This is a genomic window from Nocardioides sp. NPDC023903, from assembly GCF_040639295.1.
Taxonomy (GTDB): Bacteria; Actinomycetota; Actinomycetes; order Propionibacteriales; family Nocardioidaceae; genus Nocardioides.
In genome coordinates this window covers 1-1,118 of the sequence record NZ_JBEZZS010000106.1, presented here as the reverse complement: position 1 = coordinate 1,118, position 1,118 = coordinate 1, and the positions used below count along the sequence as shown (strand labels likewise).

The following is a 1,118-nucleotide window of genomic DNA, read 5'->3' as shown; positions in this document are numbered from 1 at the left end:
CTGCGCAAGGCGATGTTCAAGCGCCGGGCCGGGCGGCACTGGAGCGCCGCCGACTTCGCCATGATTCGAGCGGCACCCCGGCCACCGTCGCGACCGTGGTTCCCGCGTTCACGATCATCATCGCCTTGCCGAGGCGTTCGGCGGGCACGAGCTTCGCGGCGATCACCAGCGCCATCGACCAGTATCCACCGACCGCCAGACCGAGCAGCAGCCGTGCGATCAGCAACAGCACGATGTTCGGTGTCAGCGCCACAACAACATTCGACACCGCGGCCCCGATGGTCAATACGATCAGCAACGTGCGCCGATCCACCCGGGGAAACAGTGAACCCAGCCCGAGCGCGGCCACCAGCGCGGTCAGCGCTGTCGCACTCACCGACAATCCGACGACCCCTTCGGGCACTCCGAGATCGGTCGCGAGCGCGGTGAGTACGCCCGGCGGCAGGAACTCCGCGGTCACCAGAGTGAAGCTGCCGAGGAACATGGTGAGCAAGGCGGGCCATGCGGCGCGGGGCGAAAATCCTGATGCCGCAGTGCTTGTCGTCAATGAGTTGGTCATGCCTGATGCAACAGCCTGAATATCGCCGTCACGCGACCCAAACGCCACAGCGATCGTCTCGAACGCCAACGTTGCGCTGCTACTCCCGATCAGCCGCGTAACCGGCGGGCCTCGGCGATGACCGTCGGAACTTGCGGGTGAAGACGAAGATGATGCTCACGAATGAAGCTTTTCGGACGGATCGGCCGGTCCGTGGTGAAGGGAGGAACGGCGCCTTGGCGATACCTTGGCGTCCTCTTTTCGCCGGTCGGGCAGGCCGCTTTCGCGGCGTACGGTGGGAATTGATTGTCCGACCGACACGGGGGTGTTCGTACACATGACCGATTCCGACCGCACACTGATCGCTGTTCTGCTCGACCGTTCGGGGTCGATGCAGACGATCAAGGCCGATACCGAGGGTGGGTTGGCCGCTTATTTCGAACAGCAACGCAGTGTGCCGAAGAAGATCGAGGTCACGCTCGCGCAGTTCGACACCGCCTATGACGTGGTCTACGCGAACGTGCCGCTGGCACAGGTGCCTGCGCCGAGCTTGCAGCCGCGTAGTGGGACCGCGCTCTAT

At 64.2% G+C, this 1,118-nt stretch carries 1 protein-coding gene and 1 pseudogene; one reads left to right on the top strand and one right to left on the bottom strand.

Annotated features, from left to right (window positions below):
• Positions 1 to 16: 16 nt before the first annotated feature.
• Positions 17 to 628: an MFS transporter gene (locus AB0F44_RS30270; RefSeq protein ID WP_357361080.1), complete on the bottom strand. Its 612-nt coding sequence runs from the start codon at positions 626 to 628 to the stop codon at positions 17 to 19.
• Positions 629 to 875: 247 nt separating this feature from the next.
• Between AB0F44_RS30270 and AB0F44_RS30265 the strand changes: the two are divergent.
• Positions 876 to 1,118 (top strand): annotated as a pseudogene (locus AB0F44_RS30265) (VWA domain-containing protein); the annotation flags it as partial.